Source organism: Paenibacillus sp. GL_099_B (genome assembly GCF_057835695.1).
The window spans coordinates 4,050,379-4,071,813 of the sequence record NZ_CM174430.1; the positions used below are offsets into that span (position 1 = coordinate 4,050,379).

General features: G+C 43.5%; 16 protein-coding genes and 1 pseudogene. 8 read left to right on the forward strand and 9 right to left on the reverse strand.

Annotated features, from left to right (window positions below):
• Positions 1 to 94 precede the first annotated feature (94 nt).
• The 3 genes from AC3ITG_RS18325 to pdxS form a co-directional block, all read right to left on the reverse strand.
• Positions 95 to 1,393, reverse strand: coding sequence for a GHKL domain-containing protein (locus tag AC3ITG_RS18325; protein WP_413371926.1), 1,299 nt, complete (start codon positions 1,391 to 1,393; stop codon positions 95 to 97).
• A gap of 1 nt (position 1,394) precedes the next feature.
• Entirely contained in the window at positions 1,395 to 2,135 is a 741-nt protein-coding gene (locus AC3ITG_RS18330; RefSeq protein ID WP_489250930.1) for a LytR/AlgR family response regulator transcription factor, read from the reverse strand.
• A 249-nt stretch (positions 2,136 to 2,384) separates the two neighbouring features.
• Positions 2,385 to 3,266, reverse strand: coding sequence for a pyridoxal 5'-phosphate synthase lyase subunit PdxS (gene pdxS, locus AC3ITG_RS18335; protein ID WP_064637446.1), 882 nt, complete (start codon positions 3,264 to 3,266; stop codon positions 2,385 to 2,387).
• Between the two features lie 135 nt (positions 3,267 to 3,401).
• On the opposite strand from pdxS, the gene pdxR reads away from it, so the two are divergent.
• Positions 3,402 to 4,892 carry a MocR-like pyridoxine biosynthesis transcription factor PdxR gene (pdxR, locus tag AC3ITG_RS18340; protein WP_413371928.1) on the forward strand — a complete coding sequence of 497 codons (1,491 nt, stop codon included), beginning with the start codon at positions 3,402 to 3,404 and terminating at the stop codon, positions 4,890 to 4,892.
• Between the two features lie 166 nt (positions 4,893 to 5,058).
• Here the strand turns inward: pdxR and AC3ITG_RS18345 are convergent.
• Together AC3ITG_RS18345 and AC3ITG_RS18350 are read right to left on the reverse strand one after the other, a co-directional pair.
• Positions 5,059 to 5,697, reverse strand: a pseudogene (locus AC3ITG_RS18345) (amidohydrolase family protein).
• 56 nt (positions 5,698 to 5,753) lie between these two features.
• A complete protein-coding gene (locus AC3ITG_RS18350) occupies positions 5,754 to 7,160 on the reverse strand; it encodes a family 4 glycosyl hydrolase (protein ID WP_489250931.1) in 1,407 nt (468 codons plus the stop codon).
• A 198-nt stretch (positions 7,161 to 7,358) separates the two neighbouring features.
• Between AC3ITG_RS18350 and AC3ITG_RS18355 the strand changes: the two genes are divergently transcribed.
• On the forward strand, positions 7,359 to 8,192 hold the full coding sequence (locus AC3ITG_RS18355; protein ID WP_489254493.1) for an AraC family transcriptional regulator: 834 nt from the start codon (positions 7,359 to 7,361) through the stop codon (positions 8,190 to 8,192).
• 100 nt (positions 8,193 to 8,292) lie between these two features.
• Here AC3ITG_RS18355 and AC3ITG_RS18360 read toward each other — a convergent pair whose 3' ends face one another.
• On the reverse strand, positions 8,293 to 9,408 hold the full coding sequence (locus AC3ITG_RS18360) for a phosphotransferase enzyme family protein (protein ID WP_489250932.1): 1,116 nt from the start codon (positions 9,406 to 9,408) through the stop codon (positions 8,293 to 8,295).
• A 383-nt stretch (positions 9,409 to 9,791) separates the two neighbouring features.
• On the opposite strand from AC3ITG_RS18360, the gene AC3ITG_RS18365 reads away from it, so the two are divergent.
• From AC3ITG_RS18365 to AC3ITG_RS18375, 3 genes are read left to right on the forward strand one after another with little or no spacing between them, the layout of a single operon-like run.
• Entirely contained in the window at positions 9,792 to 11,396 is a 1,605-nt protein-coding gene (locus AC3ITG_RS18365; RefSeq protein ID WP_489250933.1) for a type 2 periplasmic-binding domain-containing protein, read from the forward strand.
• 31 nt (positions 11,397 to 11,427) lie between these two features.
• Positions 11,428 to 12,318: an ABC transporter permease gene (locus AC3ITG_RS18370; protein ID WP_489250934.1), complete on the forward strand. Its 891-nt coding sequence runs from the start codon at positions 11,428 to 11,430 to the stop codon at positions 12,316 to 12,318.
• Positions 12,319 to 12,333: 15 nt separating this feature from the next.
• On the forward strand, positions 12,334 to 13,224 hold the full coding sequence (locus AC3ITG_RS18375; RefSeq protein WP_379441767.1) for a carbohydrate ABC transporter permease: 891 nt from the start codon (positions 12,334 to 12,336) through the stop codon (positions 13,222 to 13,224).
• A 107-nt stretch (positions 13,225 to 13,331) separates the two neighbouring features.
• On the opposite strand, the gene AC3ITG_RS18380 is transcribed toward AC3ITG_RS18375, so the two are convergent.
• Complete coding sequence (locus AC3ITG_RS18380) at positions 13,332 to 15,074, reverse strand: cache domain-containing sensor histidine kinase (protein WP_489250935.1); 1,743 nt, start codon at positions 15,072 to 15,074, stop codon at positions 13,332 to 13,334.
• A 22-nt stretch (positions 15,075 to 15,096) separates the two neighbouring features.
• A complete protein-coding gene (locus AC3ITG_RS18385) occupies positions 15,097 to 16,719 on the reverse strand; it encodes a helix-turn-helix domain-containing protein (RefSeq protein WP_489250936.1) in 1,623 nt (540 codons plus the stop codon).
• Between the two features lie 96 nt (positions 16,720 to 16,815).
• Here AC3ITG_RS18385 and AC3ITG_RS18390 point away from each other — a divergent pair, with 96 nt between their 5' ends.
• From AC3ITG_RS18390 to AC3ITG_RS18400, 3 genes are all read left to right on the forward strand, one after another.
• Positions 16,816 to 17,388 carry a GNAT family N-acetyltransferase gene (locus tag AC3ITG_RS18390; protein WP_489254494.1) on the forward strand — a complete coding sequence of 191 codons (573 nt, stop codon included), beginning with the start codon at positions 16,816 to 16,818 and terminating at the stop codon, positions 17,386 to 17,388.
• Positions 17,389 to 17,641: 253 nt separating this feature from the next.
• Entirely contained in the window at positions 17,642 to 19,663 is a 2,022-nt protein-coding gene (locus AC3ITG_RS18395; protein ID WP_489250937.1) for an ATP-dependent DNA helicase, read from the forward strand.
• A 146-nt stretch (positions 19,664 to 19,809) separates the two neighbouring features.
• Entirely contained in the window at positions 19,810 to 20,337 is a 528-nt protein-coding gene (locus tag AC3ITG_RS18400) for a DinB family protein (RefSeq protein ID WP_489250938.1), read from the forward strand.
• Between the two features lie 6 nt (positions 20,338 to 20,343).
• Here the strand turns inward: AC3ITG_RS18400 and AC3ITG_RS18405 are convergent, their stop codons facing one another.
• Positions 20,344 to 21,417 carry an NAD(P)H-dependent flavin oxidoreductase gene (locus AC3ITG_RS18405; RefSeq protein ID WP_489250939.1) on the reverse strand — a complete coding sequence of 358 codons (1,074 nt, stop codon included), beginning with the start codon at positions 21,415 to 21,417 and terminating at the stop codon, positions 20,344 to 20,346.
• Positions 21,418 to 21,435: the final 18 nt, after the last annotated feature.

Sequence of the window (21,435 nt, forward strand, 5' to 3'; positions counted from 1 at the left end):
ACTGCTCATATAATTACATTCATCATATCGGGGAAGAAGTATATAGAACGATAACGAACCCTGAATGGAAAAAAACAATCCCCGAACGGTATGTTCAGAGACTGTTCATGTCAAAAGGAAGAACGACCATGTTATTAAATGTCCGATGATGATTCTCGATACTCATATGTCCGCCATACTTGTCGCACATTCTCGATATATTGGTTAAGCCGATCCCATGGAACTCGGGATTGGGCTTCTCACTCTTGAAGTGAGTCAATTTTTGCTCCACATGATTTAGAATCTGGATTACAAGTGCAGACGCTGTGGAGTGAATTGCAACCAGGATATACCTGTCTTCGGCATGTCTAACTTTCTTGGAAGCTTCGATGGCATTATCCAACATATTACCGAGCACAACGCACAGATCATAACGATCGATATGGAGATGTTGTGAATGGAGTTGAATACGGGTGTCGACTTTGATCCCATTTGCCTGCCCCACGGCGATGGTATTTGTAACAAGGGCATCGATAACAAGATTGCCGGAGTTCACCCGCTGGTACGCTCCTTCAATCTTATTCAATGTGAGTTTAATATGCTCACCTGCGGCATCAAGCTTGTTTTGCTTGATACACTCTTCAATGTACAGGAACTGCTGATTGGTATCATGGATGATGCTTTTCACGTTTTTGAAACTGTGCACTGTCTTCTCATAGTTGGCATCCTGATAGTCCATCTGACGCTGTAGTTGAACATTTTCATGTGCGAGCTGAACCTTTTCTACCATATTATCGAATAGATAAACAATGAACACATTAAGAAAAAGGGAGCCTAATACGGAAACGACATAATATATGTTTTTTTCACTATAAGTTGAGGCCACATTGATCTGATAGATCGTAATGGTAGGTACGATCAGAAACAAGAAATAATAACGATAATGCATAGCGAAACTTCTTCGTTTGGCAATCAAACGCACAATCTGGATAACAATGAACATGATACCGCAACCAAGCAGCATCACTTTGGAGAACACCCAGTGATAATCCACGTTGAAATGATCCCATATGCTGTAATCCGTGGAATCGATCGCACTCATAATATATACGGCAATGTAATTTACCGTTGTGAGCAGTACTGCATAGAGGATGGTAAATGCAATTTTTTTGATGAATTCCACCTCATAGGATTGTGCCAGGCTGAAGATGAATAACAATGCAAAAGCGGACGAAACGACAGGTGAAAATGAAGATACCAAATAGAAATACCCTAGTACGATAAATACAATGAAATAGATTACTCTGTATGGCTTTCGTTTGGACTTGCCCAGCACGGAATTGAAATAAAAATTCACCTGGAATGCCATAAGTAAAGGGACGACGAAGATGGACAAGATTACATACATATCCATTTCACTGAATCCTCATGATCATATATTTGGTATAAGCATCCTTGACTTCCTTGACTTTAGAGCGGCCTATAGGCAATTCCGTACCATTTAACATGACGACTTGAGTACCCGCAAACTTCTGAACATGCATCAGGTTGATGATAATCGAGCGATGAATTTGCAAGAAACCATGATCTTTCAAGGCGGTGGCATAACCGGATAAGATGCCTTTGCTCTCATGCGAATTTTCCTGAGTCACAAATTTCAATTTGTTCTTGATCGTCAAACTCTTCATGACCTCAATCCAGAGAATATCATCGTATTTCAATAGAAGTTCTTCATAATCTGACTTAATCAGTACATACTTTTTGTCCAGCGCTTGAAAATATTTGCACAGCTTAATCATCTTCTCCTCGAAGATATCCGGCAGGATTGGTTTGATCAGATATTGAAAAGTAACCACATCAAAGCTCTCCACCATATACTCTGGATAGCTTGTCAGAAACATGATTTGCACATCCAGATACTTCATATTCCTGATTTCTTGGGCTGTCTGGATTCCGTTCATTCCGCTCATTTCCACATCCATGATGAGGATATGAAACGCGTCTCCAACGTTTTTATAATGTGAGACGAGCTGCTCACCGGATGCAAATAATGTAATTTGAAAATCAATATTCGTTTTTAGAGATAAGGAGATAAGCATCGTTTTTACAAGTTCTCTTTGTTTCTCCTCGTCATCACAGATTGCTACATTGAACATGTTTGAACATCCGCCTTTCATCGACATCGATGCTGAATTTCACTCTCAAATATACTATTTTATCACAGGTTTAAGGGCGAAATTAAGATGAAACGCATGATTCAGACCCTAAAGCACAACAAAGCCGATCAATTTTATCCATTGATCGGCTTTTCTTGATATCCATTCCTACTTCATTCAGGCTCAATACTCATATACAGCGTTGTGTAGAATCATAACACTACTTTAAAACCTCTGTTCTATTTACGCTTACCAACCGCGGTTGGACATGCGCTCTTCTGGAGCCAATTTAGAAATTTCAATGCCTTTCATAGGGGCACCCAAGTTTTTGGATACTTCGGCAATCAGTTTGTAATCCGTGTAATGTGTTGTAGCTTCAACGATTGCACGAGCGAATTTCTCAGGGTTATCTGATTTGAAAATACCGGATCCTACAAACACACCGTCTGCTCCCAGATGCATCATTAGTGCAGCGTCTGCCGGAGTGGCTACACCGCCTGCTGCAAAGTTAACGACAGGAAGTTTTCCATTTTCATGAACATCGCGCAGTAATTCATAAGCTACGCCCAGATTTTTTGCTTCAGCGTATAACTCGTCCTTGGACATGTTTTTCACTTTGCGGATCTGGCTGTTAATCAGACGCATATGACGAACTGCCTCAACAATGTTGCCCGTTCCAGGCTCACCTTTTGTACGAATCATCGATGCGCCTTCGCCAATACGACGCAAAGCTTCTCCCAAATCTTTGGCTCCACATACAAATGGTACAGTGAACTCATGTTTATCGATATGGAACACTTCGTCTGCAGGCGTAAGAACTTCACTTTCATCGAGATAGTCCACACCTAGAGATTCAAGCACTTTGGCTTCTATGTAATGACCGATACGCGCCTTGGCCATAACCGGAATAGATACAACCTTCATAACCTCTTCCACGATGGTTGGATCTGCCATGCGAGCTACACCGCCAGCTGCGCGAATATCGGAGGGTACCCGTTCAAGAGCCATAACAGCTGTTGCCCCTGCCGCTTCAGCGATTTTAGCTTGCTCTGCATTCATGACGTCCATGATGACGCCGCCTTTTTGCATCTCAGCCATTCCTCTTTTTACACGATCTGTACCTGTTTGCATGATTGTATTCCTCCTATTTAACTTTATTGTTTCACTTCAACCTATGATTTAGTATAAAATGAGAATGGACAACTAAAAAGATCCAATATTTTTGGTTTTTATTGTACCACTTCTAAAATAACCTCTGGAGGGCATATGCAATTCCATGTAGCTTACAGTTCATATTTGAACCGAAAATATACCAAGATGAAGGCTCTCTACCATGCCATTCGTGATGCTATTCATGAAGGTAATCTGGTGCATGGCGAGAAGTTACCATCTACGAGAGAGTTAGCTGCCACGTATCACATTTCCCGAGGAACAGTGAATCAGGTATACGATACGTTGACTGCTCAAGGTTACATTCATTCAGAGCATGGAAGAGGAACCTTTGTTGCTTATCAGTTGGATTTAAGCAATGATGCGTCCACCGTGAAAGCTTGCGCTCATCACTTATCAGCCTGGGGGAATCGTATTCAGCAGTTTGAACAGCACACAACTCAAAGGAATTCACAAACAATTGCACAAAAAAGTGATTCCAGACTAGAGGGCGACGAAGTTATTGACTTTAGCAAATACCAGCCTGATTTCTCCAAATTCCCTTACGATGAATGGAACAATCGATTGTATGCTGAGATACGAAATCGAGAGCATCACATAGAAACAACCTCTGCTCTTGTTAGTTCAACAGGGGAGCCGAAATTGCGAGAAGCCATTGCTGCCTACCTACGGCGGATGCGGGGGATTCAAGTCGATGCAGATCACATTGCAGTGACTGCAGGTTCTATGCAAGCTATAGCTCTACTCACTCAATTACTTGCAGATCCTGGGGATCATGTAGTGACGGAAAGTCCTTGTTATATCGGAATTTCACAAGCCATTTTGGCTGCAGGTGCAAAGTTGATTGAAGCCAATCTCGATGGTCAAGGCGTTGTTCCCCAAAACTGGGATGCACGTATGTTGTTTGTCACACCATCACGACAATTTCCTACTGGCGAAATGCTCAGCCTTGAACGCAGACAAACATTGCTGGACTGGGCACATCGTCATGATGCTATGATTGTGGAGGATGATTATGATAGTGAATTCCGATATCGCGGAATGCATGTTGAACCGCTGAAAACACTTGATAAAGCGGGACGCGTAATCTACCTGGGCAGCTTCACGAAAACCTTGCCTTTAGAAGTACGGCTTGGTTATGTGGTTCTCCCCCCCACTTTGGCAGACACCTTTAGAAAAGCACAGGCATTATACGAGCCAAGACCCGTCAATCTGATCGAGCAGCGGGCATTAGCAGCATTTATGACAAGCGGCCAATATGAGCGTCATCTGCGTAGGATGAATCGTTTATACAGTCGCAAATTTCATCTGTTACTCAAACTTTTGAACCAGCAACTCTCCATCTGGTTTGATTGGGTGGAAAATGAAGCAGGTCTGCACGTGTTTGGCTGGTGGCGAGGTGATGCGTCCACTTATGAAGTCTTTCGGACATCGGCTAGGTCAGAAGGGGTTGTATACTCAGAAGTCAGCAGTTCAACGCCTGACGGTACGAAGTATGGTATCTATTTGTCATTTGCACATTTGTCAGATGTTCAACTACAGGAAGGCGTATCCAAATTAAAAAATGCCGTCACAGCTTCATTGTGAGGACTTTCTCTCGTCTCTATCTCGACTTTCAAAACGGAACACCAAAAATCCCCTCTTTTGTACAGTGAGAGTCCACAATCATGGAATATCTATTGACCTGTCCACCCTGAGGGGATTTTTTGGCTAATGCGAGTACTCTGGTTGATGCATCGCACTTTTCATTTGATTATTTATTGAAAGTATCCTTCTCCGAACCACCTTCAAGAATGATCGACGTGTCCCGCGGTTTTGTTTCTGCGATTTTGCGGCCACCTCTATACGAGTAGAGTACACCAGCCTGTTTGCGAACAGCCTCGTATTCGTTCTCTGCTTCAAGAACAATGAAGTTGGCAGGTTTTCCCATTTAAATGCCGTATACATCCTCGATATGCAACGTTCTTGCGCTGTTTTTCGTAATGAGATCGACCGAATTTACGATTTGATCATAACCCAGCAACTGCGAAGCATGAATACCCATGTGCAGTACTTGGAGCATGTTGCCCGTTCCTATCGGATACCATGGATCGAAAATGTCATCATGACCGAAGCACACGTTAAGACCAGTTTCCTGCAGCTCTTTGACACGTGTCAGACCTCTTCTTTTTGGATACGTGTCGAAGCGTCCTTGCAGGTGAATGTTGACCAGAGGATTGGAAACGAAATTGAGGTCAGCCATCTTCAGCAATCTGAATAATTTGTACGTATATGCGTCATTATAAGACCCCTTCGCCGTCGTGCGAGATCCCAATCCGCGTTCGTAGGCTTCCTTGGCAACGACTTCCACGAAGCGGGATTGCTCGACACTAGGATTTCTTAATAAAACCAAAGACCACGTTAACCCTTCTGAAGGAAACTACGTGGTCTTTTATCGTTATCTATATCTTAGCTATACTGCAGTCTGTCCTTGTACCAGACGTCGGGAATCATATCACGCTCCAGTTCCAACAATTCATGAATGATCTTGTCCGCGTCACTGATGGAATTCACGAGTGGATCGGTGAGCATCGCCCTTCTCAGCTTCTCGTAGCTCTGTTCCAGAACAGCTTCGACCGTAAGCTCATGCGTATCCAGTACAAGTTCTTGCATACCTCTTACACCGCGCGGCATCTCGCCTACAAGAACTGGCTTCACTCCATCCATGCCCACGTCGCACAGCACTTCCAGGAACGAATCTGCATTCATATTGGTTACCGCGCCTTGATTAAGCGTATTGATGAAAAACTTCTTCCCCAAATTTCCTACCATGTTCTCAATGATATCAGTCGCATGATCCGGGCCAAAGGTGCTCATGTAATCGGCAATCGGGATATTTCCCGCAAGAAAGTCATCCACCTGACGCCACATTTCATCGTGACGCTGATACCTGTCCTCTGTCTCCCAGATGGATAATGGCGGAATTGCGTCTGTAGTCTTGCCCAGACCTTGCCAATACCGAACGTATTCCTTCGTATGCGCGGTGCAAGTGGGAATGATTCCGAAAATATCATACAGTTCGTAGGTAATAGCATCGTTAAAAATAGCTTTTGCGCCGCGATCACCGCCGTTGTTCTCATCACCTGCCATTTTGCGCATGGCTTCCGCGATTAGGGGCATCACATTTTTACCTTCGAATTCCGCTTTAAGCAGCCAAGTGAAATGATTGACGCCAGCGATGCGGAAATCGAATTTCCGGTCGATCTCATTGGTGAACTCGTCTGTCTTTTCGATGATTCCAGCTCTTACAGCGTAATATGCTTTCTTGTGCGGCATATGATGACTATCGCACAGGGCAAATGATTTAAGCTTCGGCGCATAGCGATGTAACGCGATGCCATGTACGGTAGACGGGTTAATATAATTAATTACCCAGGCATCAGGGCATAGCTCTTCAATGTCTCTGGCGCATTCCATAATAACCGGAAGCTCTCTCATTGCCCTAAAGATTCCACCCGGGCCAATCGTATCGCCGGAACACATGCGAATGCCGTATTTTAGAGAGACTTGGCAGTCAATTCCCCGGTATTTGACTGATTGCTCTGCAAAGCTAAGCACAACGAAGTCCGCTCCCGGCAGCACTTGTCTTCGATCCACCGAACCTTCAATCTTTAAGGATACATTGTTTTCCCGGGCGACCCTCTCTGCAAGTGTTACCATTTTCGAGAGCCGCTCCTCGTCCGTATCCACTAAAGCCAAAGTTCCCTGGTTCAAGTATGGTGAGTGAACCATCTGCCAGATGGACTGACGACCGAAAAACAGGCTGCCCGCCCCAATAACAACTACCTTTGGATGCTGTGTGTTTGTAGCATTCATCAATAACCCCTCCTCGTAACGATATAAGTTCATTATAGGTGAGTGGGCTGGAATCGGAATGTGTGATAGTTTTCAAAACATGTCATATGGTACGATGATTAACAAGGGATAAACCCTTTTTCACATTAGTAAAAAATGAAGGATGTCATAAAGTGGAGGGATGATGAGTTGGATCAGACGCATACAGGGATTGTAAATATGAGTATAATGGACGAACTTTCGGAATATATCACACTTCGCATGAGCTCTTATTTGGAACAAACACACGACAGCAATTGGATGGAGCACAAGTCTCATTCCGATTATGATCTGTGGTTTATTACAGCAGGCTCCGTCAAGATTACAATCGACGGGATCGAACATATGGCGGACCCGGGTGACGTCGTGTTTTTTTATCCGGACATGCCCTATATTGCTTCCACAACCGGAGAGCTATGCCGATTCATATACATGCACTTTGATTTCAGCATCGCTGAGCAAAAGCGAATACTGGGTGAGTTTCAACTGCCCGGCATCGTACCTGGCAACCTGGTTCGGGAGGAATCTACGCTGTTCACCTCGTCCTATCGAAGGTTCAAGCAGCAGGACAGCGGCGCTTCCGGAAGTCCACTCTACTTGAAGGCTTCTCTGCTTCTGGTTATTGCAAAAATTTTGGAGCTTCACGGGCAAGGTCTGTATAATGGTGAATTTCTAAAAGACCGAAAACAGAGGAAAACGGAAGGAAGTCTGGAGGTTCTGCAGAACGTATTCCCATACGTGGATGCGAATCTGCATCGTGTCATCCGAGTTAACGAGCTTGCAGCCATTGCAGGTGTCTCTGAGAAATATTTCATTTCTTTGTTCAAGAAAATTCTGGGTATTACGCCAGGACAGTACATCAATCAAATCAAGATGAACCGGGCACGGGACTATCTGTATGAGAAAAAATATACGGTCCAGCAAATTGCCGGATTTCTGGGCTATCCAGATCCCTTCACCTTCTCCAAAGCATTTAAAAAATTTTACAACGTGCCTCCTTCCAAATTTGAATAGAGTGCCATAGCTAAACAAAGAGGCAACCGGTCTATGCCGGCTGCCTCTTTGTTTAGTCACTGGTTATTCATGCTTCATGTGAATGTTACTTCAGCGGTCCTCATAACGTAAAGGGTGCTTCACTCGAATACATGTCATGGAAAAATCCCCTGTACGGTATATCCTCTTCCAAACATTTAATGAGATACAACACTTCTTCGTTATCTTCCAGTTCTTCGCCAGTATGCTGCATTTCCTCAAATTGACCTAGTATATTCTCCAAGAGGGTGACTTGAATAAATAAAGGCAGCTTCTCCAACATCGAATCTTCGATCTTGGTTTCAGAAGTATAACCAGCGAGGACGGTTTCAAAATAATCATGCATGAACGCTTTGCGTTTATCAGCGTCAGGTTCAAATTGTATCCAGCCCACACCGTGTGTCCATAGATCTGCCAGATCATACATATACCAACCGAAGCATGAATTATCGAAATCATACACCGTGATTTGACCCGTATCAAAATCGATCGAGTAATTCCCGTCGTTATAATCGAAATGGATCATCCCGAATATTTCCTGGTTTGTATCCAAACCTTTTAAGGTATTCAGGAGCTCAACCATCTTCTCCTTAAGCAGAGAGAATGATTCAGGTATCAAGTTATTGATATATTCACCTTTGTAATTATCAAAAAAATGATGCCGGCGATGGACGGGACTATATTCTTTCGATACTTGGTGCATTTTCCCCAGGACTTTACCGCAATTATAATAATGCTCGGTAATTGGAACGCCTTCCCGGTACTGATAATTGTTCTCTACTAGCAATTTTCCCTTAGCCTTGTTAAACAGGCTGACAAAAAACGTATGATGATCATAAGTGATCTCTTCCAGCAGATTGCCCTTCTTGGAACTCACCACATTCGAAACGCTAGCTCCATGATCAAACAGATACTGGACATATTCCAGTTCGGCAATGTAATCTTCCCGCTTTCTGTCAGGCAAAAAAGACACTCGGAGAATTAGCGATTCACATCCCTCTTGCTCACAGGTGTAAACGACATTCCGCCCACCCTCATGAGGTGGAATAAGCTGAATGTTATAACCCTCCAAATCGAATAACTCGGATACCAATGCCAGTACGTGCGTATTGCTGATGATAACAGCTTCGTTAAAATTAATAATAATCTCCTCCAGTAAACATTGATGGGACGGTTTCCCGCACTGCAATGTCCACAAAAGGAATCCTTGTTACGCAAATATCCTTCTGTGAACCTAAAGCACAATCACCTTGTTAGTCATTTGAAATTCGCTCCTTTTTGTTCAGATGTATATATCTTAACCTAAAATTCCAGATTATTCTATTGTTTTTGTTAATACTGCTGCCACGTAATAATATCGAATCAAAATATCTGGGTCGTTGTCATTGGGCCATGAGTAAAAAAAGATTTGGTGAAAAGTAAAAAAAGTGCACAACCCACTTTTATCATTTCTCCGCTTTAACCCAAAAGTAAAAAAATATGCGGGTTCTCGTCAATAACCTTTATATCCCGTTCTCCCTTTCTCGTTTAGACTATTTTCAAGAAAACGTATTCAAATATGACGCTTAAGGGGGAAAGGAAATGAACAAGAAAACCAAAACTTTGATGTTGTCTTTATGCCTGTCGACCTTATTGGTCGCCGCCTGTACGAATGGAAGCAGCACCGAGAAAAGTACATCCAATACCGATTCGGATGCCAACGAGGGCGGAATAACAACCATCCACACCGTAACGTCAGAATATACTTCTGCCAAATATCCAAAGGGCGATGATATCACAAACAATGTGTGGATTAAGCGATACAAAGAGCAGTTTAATATCGATGTCAAAACAGACTGGGTCAGCGATGAGTATGATACCAAATTGAATTTGGCTATAGCATCGAATGATCTCCCCGACGTATTTAGGGTTAATCCATCACAATTAAGGCAGTTGGTCGAAGCAGATATGGTAATGGACCTTACCGATGTCTTTGAACAACACGCTTCAGAACGTCTCAAAGGCTACATGGAAACGGATGCGGACAGTTATGAGTCTGGTAAGAAGGACGGCAAGCTGTACGGGATACCGCAGATGCACTGGGGATTAATTGAACAACCAGACTTCATCTGGATTCGGAACGATTGGAAAGAAGAACTGGGTCTCCAGGATCCAAAATCTGTTGAAGACATCAAGAACATTGCACTGAAATTTATGGAAAAGCATGGCGGGTATGGTATAGCAGTAGATCAATCGCTCGATTACCTCAACCTTCTCGCCATTGCATGGAATGCGCATCCAGATATGTGGATGGAGGATAACAGTGGGAAATTAGTGTATGGCTCAGTCCAGTCTGAGATGAAGAATGCACTGGCTGAGTGGTCGGAATGGTACAAGCAAGGTATCATTGACCCAGAATTTGCAATCAAAGACTTTAATGCGATGAACGCGGATATCGTAGCCGGCAAAGTGGGCGTACAGCCTTATTACCAGTGGTGGGGTTATAATCCTGGTGTTGATACAGTAGCCAATCTGGGTAAGGAAGCGATCTTTTATCCGTATATTATCCCTACCATCGATGGAAAGGAAGCGAAACAATCCATCTTCTTCGCCAACAACAATTATATTGTCATGAAAAAGGGATTTAAGAGCCCTCAAGAGGTGATTAAGATTTTGAATGACTATGCTTATATCGTTGATGAAGGCAATGGTAAGGAATCCAAAGAAACACTATCCGCTTTGCTCGACAATGATATTGCCCATGTGGTCGGGGCGTTCCGTGTACTTAATCCGAATTCAGATTACGAGCAGTTCGAGGCTGTATCAGCAGCCCTCCAATCTGAGGATACCAGTGGACTCACAACTTCGGGAATGTGGCAGAAATATAACAACAGTGTTGAGTTTATGAAGAATGCAACACCGGGAGCAGTTGGTGATTATCTGCAACAGGGTGCTCCAAAGAATGCGTATGGTCTGGCTAAGAAAGTACTCGATAGCGAGAACTACACAAAGACGGCGCTATGGGGTGTTTCACCGGAGGTGCTGTCAAGTTACGGTACAACGCTGGATGATATTCTGACAGAAGGCTTCACCAAGATCATCATGGGTAGTGAACGTATCGATTATTTCGATGTTGTCGTCCAGAATTGGCGAGCGGCCGGAGGCGATGAAGCAACCGAAGCAGTTAATGATGCCTACGGAAAATAATAATGCGGTTGCCAAGAACGGAGGAATATGAATGCTGAGAAAATGGAAGCAGCAGAGTCCCTACCATCTCATGTTGATCCCAAGCCTAGTCTTGGTCTTCATCTTTAGCTACATCCCTTTTTACGGGCTTATTATTGCATTTCAGAAATACAATCCGGGTCTTGGCTTTAACTCTCCATGGGTTGGATGGGACAATTTCTCGCATGTATTTAGTCAGCCTAACTTCGTAAGAACTATCTGGAATACACTGTATATGTCCGTCTTTAAGATTATCGGGGGTATTATCGTGCCTGTTATTTTCGCATTACTGCTTAACGAAGTGCTGAACAGTGGTGTCAAACGTACATTTCAAACCCTGGTTTATATTCCGAACTTTCTGTCTTGGGTCATTATGGCTGGCATCATGCTGGATATACTTAGCTCCGATGGCATCATTAACACATTTCTAGGCTTATTCGGGATTGCACCTATCTCTTTTCTGGGCACACCGTCCATATTCCCTTGGACCATGATCGTGAGTGATATCTGGAAAGGCTTCGGATTCGGCACGGTTGTATATCTAGCAGCCCTAACCAGTATTGACCCTGGTCTATATGAGGCCGCGGTAATTGATGGAGCCAAGCGATGGAAGCAGACCATCTACATCACTTTACCTCTTCTCATGCCAACGATTGTCTTAATGACTGTATTGTCACTTGGTAACGTCCTCAATGCCGGATTTGACCAAATCTATAACCTGTATTCCCCTGTCGTGTATCAGACGGGAGATATTATTGATACCTATGTATACCGTCTGGGAATTCAGCAGGCACAGTATTCGATTGGTACCGCTGTCGGATTATTTAAATCCATCATTTCCAGTGTTCTCGTTGCCGTATCGTACTTCCTGGCTTACAGGGTAGCCGGCTATCGTATCTTCTAAGGAGGAACTATCATTATGATCTATGATAAAAGTATGAGCAGGCGTTTGTTCCATATCCTAAACTACACGATATTGCTTCTAATCTCCCTACTCTGTATCCTCCCATTTATCAACCTGTTGGCTGTTTCATTCAGTAGCAGTTCCGCTGTATCCGCGGGCAGTGTTACCTTCTGGCCAGTCGAATTCACGACTAAGGCTTATGAATTTGCATTAACTGGAGGGTCATTTTTCTCCTCTCTCTGGGTGGCGATCCAACGAACCGTTCTCGGAACGTTTGTGAATCTGGTTCTGATCGTGCTCACGGCCTATCCACTATCCAAATCCAAACAAAAATTGATGGGCCGTAATATCTATATGGGATTTTTCATTGTGACCATGTTATTTAGCGGAGGATTAATTCCTACCTATCTGGTGGTCGTCAAAATGGGCTTGATTGATTCGATTTGGTCTCTGATTCTGCCCGGAGCTCTGCCCGTATTTAGTATGATTATTCTTATGAATTTCATTAGAGGTTTGCCAGAGGAGATTGAAGAATCAGCGATCATCGACGGTGCAGGGCCTGTGCAGGTATTGCTTCGTATTCTACTGCCGCTCCTCAAGCCCGCTCTCGCTACGGTCGGTTTGTTCAGTATCGTCGGCCATTGGAATTCATGGTTCGATGGCATTATCTATATGAACAATCCAGCCAATTATCCATTACAAAGCTACCTGCAGACCCTGCTGCAGAGCTTTGAGCAAATCATGCTAAAATCTGGATCAGACTATACTCAACTGTTATCTATGATGAACGCCAGAACTGGACGCGCTGCTCAAATGTTCTTGGGTGCCATTCCGATTTTGCTCGTTTATCCGTTCTTGCAGAAATACTTTACAAAGGGTTTGGTACTCGGTAGCGTCAAAGGATAATTAAAAGAGCTTGCAGTTAATCCTGCAAGCTCTTTTGGTGTGTTCACCCTACGAAACATAGTTGGAATCGTTCTACTATGTAAACGTATGCATGAATCCATGTATGACTACGTTATTTCTATGATGGCAGGTAGCAGAATGGTAAAAGTCGTACCTTCTCCAATCTGACTAGCCACCTGTATTCCATAAGGCTTGCCAAAATGAAGTTGAATACGCCGCTGCACATTATGCAGGCCGATTCCTGATCCTTTGTCTGCTTCGAGCTTATCTTCCATAAAGTTCTGGATCGTATGTTGATCCATACCAATGCCATTATCGCAGACTTCGATCACAATATCTCTGCCCCGTGGTTGAATCCGAATGGTAATGACTCCGTCTTCTTCAAGTTCGGCCAGACCGTGAAAGATCGCATTCTCCACAATGGGCTGCAGAATCATTTTGGGCATATGATAATCGAGCAGTCTATCCTCAATCTCATATTTCATCTGAATACAGTCGTAGTACCTGACATTCTGGATCGTCACGTAATTCGCTATATTATCGATTTCCTCACGCATCGTTACGAGGGTTCCATCGGATCTTGTTGCATAACGAAGCATCGAGATTAATGCATCTGTCATTTCCACGATTTTGTCAGCCTGCTGCATGGAGGCGATCCATTTCACTGAACCCAGAGCATTATACAGAAAATGAGGCTTGATCTGGTCGTGAAGCGCACGCATCTCGGCCTTTGCCTTCTCTATCTCTTCCTGTTGCATCCGCTCAACCATACGCTTCAATTCATGTGACATCTTGTTAAATCGAACCGATAAATGCCCAATCTCATCGCGAGATCGAATATGTTCAACTTGTTCAAACTGCCCCTTCTCGACCAACGAGATATTGCGCAGCAGCTTCTTGATGGGGGTGGTGATGACATGAGATAGAAAAATCGAAATAATGGCAGCAAAAAGAACCAGGACAATGGACAGTGTCACCAGATTATGCCCTAATATTTTGCCGTCGGCAGTCAGCTCATCCAAAGGCATGTATAAGTAAGTAGTCCATTTCTGCTGACTAAGTGGACTGGTCACCACAACATTTAATGATTCGGGAGGACGAACGTTGTCCCGGAACAATGTACCGATTAAGCGGTCATCTACGTTATAAACAATTTTGTCATTCTCATCGACAATCATGAACCTGGAACGTAGCCCTTCCTGCAAGTTAAGATTAACGATTTCGATGAACTTTATATCAATGCTGACGACAATCACGCCAAGCAGTTCCCCGCTAGCCACATCATGAATTTTACGAGCGTGTGACACTGCCAGAATTTTATTCTCCAATTGCTCATCGATTCGGGTTGTCAACGTGATGGTTCGATCATTATCATGCATGAACTTTTTAAACCACAATTCGTTCGCCACTTTGAAGTCCGGGTCAATAGGCTGGTTAGGACTGACGAAGAGATCTTGTCCCCCGTTCAAATTATAGAGGTAGATGGAAAATACGCGATCCTTCATCATGATATAATTCATCAAAATATTGTATGCGGCAATCTCATTTTGTTCATCACCCTCTCGCAGGAAATCCTGGATCGGAAAGCTTCCTTCATGGGTTGCAGATAAATTATCGCTAAGTCCATTACTGGCAAGCAGTGTGATCTTCTCAATCTCCTTTAGGAACTCGTCAATGCGAATATTCGTCTGCTTGGCCAGATCGTTGAGCAGATTTGTATAATTCTGTGCCAGTAATCGCTCAGAGGAGTAATACGAACTGATCGTCATCACAAGTACTGGAAGAATGATGACTGTAATGCATATCACCATAATTTTGTACTTGATTGGTAAGAGCCGGGCATGCTTCATATGCTGCACCTCTATTCACCGATTACATGAGTCCCTGCTGTTGATCTCGATATTCCTCAGGAGTGAATCCTACCGATTTTTTGAAAATCTTACTGAAGTACGTGTAATTATGGTAGCCCACCTTGTCAGCGATTTCATATACTCTCAGTTCCCTGCTCAATAGGTAAGCCTTGGCATGTTCAATCCGAACTCGTGTCAGGTATGCGATGAAGTTCTCTCCTTTTTCCTGCTTAAACAATCGGCTAAGATACGAAGGATTGACACTGATCTGGCTAGCAATACTATGCAACGAAATATCCTCGGCATAATACTTGTCCATTAACTCAATGGCGAGGTCTGTGTAGGAACGTTCCTGCATGATCTGGGAATCGGTTTTAAAGTAATACGCAATATGAGCCAGCATATCTTGGTGAATATCCTCCCAATAATCTCCACTCAAAACGATTTCGTAAGGCGATCTCTCAGTAAATGAAGGTTTGCCTCTTTCAATAGCTCGTGAGAGATGGGAGTGTATGGTTTCCATCACCATGATATATTGCTTGCGAATACTGCTCTCATCTGCTAGTTGCACCTCCAGATCAGAGCGAATTTCTTCAAGGAATTCCTCCGCTTTTTTGTTATCTTTACTCACCCATAATTTGAGAAAATCTCGTTCCTGCTCCGGACTGAGCACTCCATTCACTTCTCTCCGAGATGGAGCTTGAATCACGTCCGCGTAATACAGTATCTGGTTACTGCCTTTAAAGAAACTTTGTTTTAGGGCGAATTCCGCTTCTCGACATGCCTGTCTTATGCCATGGAAATCGGAAACGATTGTACTTACACCCGCTGAGAGTGACAGATTCATAAAATCTTTGATTGAAGACAGAAGCTTATTACATAGTTTGTTTAGATCAGCTTGCACAGACTCACTCCCAGGAAGAACATTGACAATAACCCAATATTCAGAGGAGCTTTCCACGAAAATCTCTTTCTCCCATTTGGATGGAATGATCTCTTCCATAATATTCAGAATAGAGAATCGAAGTAGTTTTTCCCCCTTCTCGACATATTTCCTCTTCGCTTCCTCGTAATAGTCCACAATAAACTGGATGACGACCAACTTGTCTGATCGTATACGGAAATGCATTTCTTCAGCTTTGGGAACCATATCCTTTTCATTTATGAATCCGCTTACAACATCTTGGAAGAAGCTATCTTTTAGATGTCTCAGGCTCTTGAAATAGTCGTGTGTCATAAATGGTACGTTGGTCTTAGTGTCACGTTCACTTTTTAATTTCTCTTCAATGGTGATAAGAAGATCAACTAGAGAGGTTTCTGTAATCTCACTTTTAATCAAGTAGTCTACAGCCCCAAGCTTCAGTGCCTCTTTTACATAATGGAATTCGTCAAAATTGCTCAGGATGACATATTTGCAGGTTTTCAATAAACAAGATGCCTCTTGTATGAGCTCTAACCCATCCATGATCGGCATCTTGATATCGGTAATAATTAGATCAGGGGTCACTTCTAGCGCGAGTTCCAACGCTTCCTTCCCGTTCCCCGCTTCTCCCGCAACATAGAAATTGTAGTCTTCCCAGTTTAGCATGGAACGAATTCCAACCCGCATGAGCAGTTCATCCTCTACGATCATCAGTTTATACATGAGCATCCTCCAACATGAACCATTTTCACTATTTTACCATTAAACCGTTTATTGCAAAGATGTCTAGCCGCCCTATTAATTGTGATTTCTAATCAAATGGATGTCCCTTTCGTTCTTGTTCTCAACAGATGTATTTCAGAGACAGAACGATTAATAATAAGACCTTTAAAGAAAGACGACTATGAAAATTGGTTAAATGCATTTGAAAACCGTTTTCCCTCCCAACACCGCCACGATAAAGGGAAAATGGATATGACTGAATGTACACCGGATTGGTTTCATCATCTTGTAGATCGACATCAAGAGTTAGCGCGTACAGATGCCGTTTATGTATTTGGTGTATTTAGAAAGGAAGATGGTACACATCTGGGTATGATTGATATTGCGACTTTAGCAAGAGCGGATTTTCAATGGGCAAGCTTCGGATATACCATCCATAATCAGTATTGGAGAAAAGGCTACGGCAAAGAAGCCGTGAATGAAGCTCTTCTTATTGCATTTGAACAACTGAAATTCCACCGTATAGAAGCCCATATTAATATGGATAATATACCTTCTATGAAACTTGCGGAAAGTGTAGGCATGGAATTTGAATGTGTTCGCAAAGGTTTCATACACGAAAACGATGAGTGGACAGATCATTTGGTTTATTATAAGAATTTCAATTAATCAATTCCAACCGTTGATTAAGAAGAGCGAACAAAGCACTGGTGTGCCCTGTTCGCTCTTCTCCTTGTCTTCATATTACTGTCTTCGTCTTATTCGGCCCAATGTTTTTTCGTATCTGACCAATTGGCTGGTTGCTTACCTTCCACCGCTTCCTTATGAACACTTGACTGTTATCTCAGTATCTAAGATAATTACAGTTTGACTAAAAAATTCCTTGCAAGAAGATCATTCATTTGGAAGAGGGGCGATCGTTATGAATTGGTTAAATGAACTCTATACGATAAATAAGCGGGAATCGAAAAGGGAAATCGAACGTTCTTTGGTTAACGCCATCTTCCGAATCTATGATCGGTTCCCTCGAATTGGTCTTAGAGAGCGAATCGGGCAGCAAGAAATGTCTCTCGATATAGCCGATGCTTATATCCACGGGCATAACGCCATGATTGAAGCTGGTGTCGGAATCGGCAAGTCTTTTGGCTACCTGATACCGAGCCTGCTCATGAATCAAATGTCGCAGAAACCGGTCATTATAGCTACATCTTCCATTCAGCTTTCGGAACAGATACATAAAGATTTAAGGGTCATTGGTAGCCGGTTGGGCTTCACAACGGTTCGCTCCGTCGTTGGGAAAGGTATGGGTCAGTATGCCTGCCGAAGTAGGGCCGCGGAATGGAACAGGTCTGATGATCCGAACTCCTCACTGTCTACCCTTGCCCAGCGCATTTTAGATTTTGAAATTGATGAAAGAGCGGATATTAAAGCTGGAATTAGTGATGCCGAATGGTCCAACTTTTCCGTAAATGATTGCAAATTTGAACGTTGCCATCATAAAAATGCGTGCTTGTTTTACGATATGAGAGCTAAATTAAATGCAAAGGCCCATGAGATTGATTTTATTATTGTGAACCAGGACCTGCTCATACGGGATTTGATGAAGAAAAAAGAAGGCACCAAGAGTATCATCTCAGAACAGCCTGCTCTGATCGTCATTGATGAAGCGCATAATCTGGAAGCAAAAGTTCGAGATGCCAGAACGCTCGAGTTCACTTATCGGGGAATCTGCCGCATACTGGATAACACTGTGCAGCTTCTCACGAAGCAGTCCGGGGATAAAAGTCTCTTCTCACAATCCAAGTTTATAAAAAAATGTATTGAACGCATCTTCCAACAGATAAATGCGGATCTGCTCCACCATGCCAAGCAGGATAGCGACCGTATAAAAGTGTCGGAGATCAAAGGAATACCGTTATATCAAGTCTCGAACGATTTGAAAGATCTCAGTCTTCGCCTTTCCATTTTGACCTCCCGTCACGAACGGGAGATTGATGACGCTTTTGAAGCTATAAACGGGCTAATTACCCTCATCCATGTTTTGGCTGAAATAGAGGATAACTATCTCATATGGGCAAGCAGTCCCCTGGGAGTAGCCACGATCAGCATCTGTCCCAAAGATATAAGCCAATTTCTGAAGTATGCTTTATTTAATGGCAAAGCGCCTGTTATCCTAACGTCGGCAACGCTGTGCCAAGGCGGGGATACGCTGGAGGAACAATACTCTTATTTGACGCAGTCCCTCGGTTATAAGGGTGATTTTATGGATCGAAAATCCTCCCCTTTTGATTACACCAACCATACCATGATGTACATCTCGAACGTAGTCCCATATTACCACCATGACCAGCGCGAAAACTATCTTGAAGCAGCCTACAACGAATTGGTTCAACTCTGTGATTTAACACAAGGAAGAACGATCGTCCTTTTTTCAGCAAAGGAAGACATGAAATACATTCATAAGAAGCTGATTTCAAGGCCTGATGAATATACATGGGCAGTTCATATTCAGAAAGAAGGATCTTCCCAGGACAGTGTTATCACTGAATTCAGGAAAAGCAAAGGTGTGCTCCTGGGTACAGGTGTATTCTGGGAAGGCGTGAATATCGAGGGTTCTGACCTGTCACAGGTCATTATTTTCCGGCTGCCCTTCCCTGTTCCTTCGGACCCTATTTATGAATATAAGGCATCTGTAACGAAGAATTCGTTCATGGAGGTGTTTGTACCGGATATGCTTCTCCGGTTAAGGCAAGGAACGGGACGCTTGATTCGCAGTGAAACGGATCTTGGCATACTCAGCATACTAGACTCCCGTCTCAGCGCAGCGGCAAAAAAGAATTACCGGGAACAGGTGCTGGACACGCTACCATTCAAAGAAGTGACTGAGGATTTTTCGATTTTGGAGAAATTTGTTCAACAAAAAGGGATACGACGTACGGATTGAAAGTGGAACAGTCCAACCATAAAACTGTGCAAATCACATGAAATCGGCCCTTCCGCCCATAAAGCGGAGGGGCCAATTTCAATGCTGGAAGTAAGATATATGCTACAATATATTCCAGAGCTATGAATCCCAAAGGAGGCATTTACATGGTTGAAAGACCTACTACAGCGGAATATGCAGCTTTTTATGAAGGTTACATCCGGCTTATTCCTGAAGGAAATATCATCGAAAGGTTAGAGCAGCAGGCCAACATCGTACAAACTTTGCTTTCTTCATTAACAGAGGAGCAAGCAAATTATCGTTACGCCGAAGGCAAATGGAGCGTGAAGGAGGTCATTGGCCACCTTTTGGATAACGAACGTATCATGAGCGGCCGACTGCTTCGCATCGCCAGAGGCGACAAAGCGAATCATCCCGGCTACGATCAGGACGTGCTTATGCAGAGCCATCCTTTCAATGCGTATACCGCAGCCGATCTGAACGAAGAATATGCCGTCACACGCCGCTCAACCATTCTTATGCTCCGTCGCCTCACGCCGGAAGCTTGGCTCTGTAGAGGGATCGTCAGTGATAATCCTGCTTCAGCTCGATCGATCGCATTTGTTATGGCTGGACATGAGCTCCACCATTTGTCAGTACTTCGCGATCGCTATTCGCTGGATGTGAAATTATAATCACTACTAAATGATAGCTCTGGCTTCTTCTACCATTTGATTAATGATATCGCTTGCAGATTGGTTATCTGTTAACATTCTCGTTCCCTGACCTGCCCAAAGGGCCATATACTCGGGATTATTTTGCTTAGCAGAAGCATTCCTGATCTCGCGAGTTAATGTATTTTGGGTAGGAAAGGTTAGCGGCTTAATACTGGATGCTTCCCAATGCTGTATAAAGTCGTTCTTGATGCCACGCGCTGGCCGTCCAGAAAAGGCATTTGTAATTACAGTGCTTTCCTCTGTGCTATCAAGCAACGCACGTTTATATACCTCATGTACACCAGACTCAACTGATGTCAAGAAACGAGTCCCCATTTGCACCCCTTGTGCTCCCAAAGCAAGTGAAGCCACCAGCCCTCTACCATCCATAATTCCGCCTGCCGCAAGGACTGGAATATGGACATGATCTACAATTTGTGGGACAAGTGCCATGGTTCCGATATTTGCTCCACTGAGCTGAGATGATACATCAAAAGTTCCTCGATGCCCTCCTGCTTCACTACCTTGAGCAACAATGACATCACATCCGCGCATCTCCGCTTGAATAGCTTCCTCTACCGTGGTGACCTTACTCATAATTTTGATGCCTAACGATTTTGCCTTCTGCATATGATGCTCGGAAAATAATCCAAACGTTGTACTAATAATCGGAACTTTTTCGTCCAGCAAGATGGCAAACTGTTCTTCAAAATGATTGGGTGTACGTATTTCATCTTGAACACGCTGCTTCACACCCAAGGATTCTCGAATCGGTGTCAACTCTCCGTTTACCGCCTCAAAATTCGTATAATGATCCGGTCCAATATGAGCAAAAATATTTACGGAAAACGGTGCTTGCGTCCGTTTTTTAATCTCGTGTATAGCGCCTCTTAGTTCCTCAGGACTCATATAGGCAGCGCCTAACGTCCCTAACCCACCTGCATTAGAAACCGCAGCGACTAGGGGTGCCATGTTTGCAATACCGGCCATCCCTGCAAGAACGATTGGATAACGAATATTGAAGCTTTCACAGAACTTACTGTTTAATTGAATAGACATCGAGGTTCCCTCCTCATC

Bases quoted from the DNA above. Each gene is read 5' to 3' on its own strand.
- AC3ITG_RS18325 (WP_413371926.1), bottom strand. From the start codon at position 1,393: ATGGATATGTATGTAATCTTGTCCATCTTCGTCGTCCCTTTACTTATG.
- AC3ITG_RS18330 (WP_489250930.1), bottom strand. From the start codon at position 2,135: ATGTTCAATGTAGCAATCTGTGATGACGAGGAGAAACAAAGAGAACTT.
- pdxS (WP_064637446.1), bottom strand. From the start codon at position 3,266: ATGCAAACAGGTACAGATCGTGTAAAAAGAGGAATGGCTGAGATGCAA.
- pdxR (WP_413371928.1), top strand. From the start codon at position 3,402: ATGCAATTCCATGTAGCTTACAGTTCATATTTGAACCGAAAATATACC.
- AC3ITG_RS18350 (WP_489250931.1), bottom strand. From the start codon at position 7,160: ATGAATGCTACAAACACACAGCATCCAAAGGTAGTTGTTATTGGGGCG.
- AC3ITG_RS18355 (WP_489254493.1), top strand. From the start codon at position 7,359: ATGAGTATAATGGACGAACTTTCGGAATATATCACACTTCGCATGAGC.
- AC3ITG_RS18365 (WP_489250933.1), top strand. From the start codon at position 9,792: ATGAACAAGAAAACCAAAACTTTGATGTTGTCTTTATGCCTGTCGACC.
- AC3ITG_RS18370 (WP_489250934.1), top strand. From the start codon at position 11,428: ATGCTGAGAAAATGGAAGCAGCAGAGTCCCTACCATCTCATGTTGATC.
- AC3ITG_RS18375 (WP_379441767.1), top strand. From the start codon at position 12,334: ATGATCTATGATAAAAGTATGAGCAGGCGTTTGTTCCATATCCTAAAC.
- AC3ITG_RS18380 (WP_489250935.1), bottom strand. From the start codon at position 15,074: ATGAAGCATGCCCGGCTCTTACCAATCAAGTACAAAATTATGGTGATA.
- AC3ITG_RS18385 (WP_489250936.1), bottom strand. From the start codon at position 16,719: ATGTATAAACTGATGATCGTAGAGGATGAACTGCTCATGCGGGTTGGA.
- AC3ITG_RS18390 (WP_489254494.1), top strand. From the start codon at position 16,816: ATGGATGTCCCTTTCGTTCTTGTTCTCAACAGATGTATTTCAGAGACA.
- AC3ITG_RS18395 (WP_489250937.1), top strand. From the start codon at position 17,642: ATGAATTGGTTAAATGAACTCTATACGATAAATAAGCGGGAATCGAAA.
- AC3ITG_RS18400 (WP_489250938.1), top strand. From the start codon at position 19,810: ATGGTTGAAAGACCTACTACAGCGGAATATGCAGCTTTTTATGAAGGT.
- AC3ITG_RS18405 (WP_489250939.1), bottom strand. From the start codon at position 21,417: ATGTCTATTCAATTAAACAGTAAGTTCTGTGAAAGCTTCAATATTCGT.